The 581-nt window shown below is 52.0% G+C and carries 1 rRNA gene; it reads right to left on the bottom strand.

Going from position 1 to position 581, the window contains the following annotated elements:
• A 23S ribosomal RNA gene (locus HGG74_RS21070) occupies positions 1–581 on the bottom strand; the annotation flags it as partial.

Below are 581 nucleotides of genomic sequence, written 5' to 3' on the forward strand. Positions count from 1 at the left end.
GCCTTCTCCGTCCCTCCATCGCAATAACCAGAAGTACAGGAATATTAACCTGTTTTCCATCGACTACGCTTTTCAGCCTCGCCTTAGGGACCGACTAACCCTGCGTCGATTAACGTTGCGCAGGAAACCTTGGTCTTTCGGCGTGGGTGTTTTTCACACCCATTGTCGTTACTCATGTCAGCATTCGCACTTCTGATACCTCCAGCAAGCTTCTCAACTCACCTTCACAGGCTTACAGAACGCTCCTCTACCGCATCACTTACGTGATACCCGTAGCTTCGGTGTATGGTTTGAGCCCCGTTACATCTTCCGCGCAGGCCGACTCGACTAGTGAGCTATTACGCTTTCTTTAAAGGGTGGCTGCTTCTAAGCCAACCTCCTAGCTGTCTAAGCCTTCCCACATCGTTTCCCACTTAACCATAACTTTGGGACCTTAGCTGACGGTCTGGGTTGTTTCCCTTTTCACGACGGACGTTAGCACCCGCCGTGTGTCTCCCATGCTCGGCACTTGTAGGTATTCGGAGTTTGCATCGGTTTGGTAAGTCGGGATGACCCCCTAGCCGAAACAGTGCTCTACCCCC

Origin of the sequence: Arthrobacter mobilis, from assembly GCF_012395835.1 — a bacterium.
Lineage (GTDB): Bacteria > Actinomycetota > Actinomycetes > Actinomycetales > Micrococcaceae > Crystallibacter > Crystallibacter mobilis.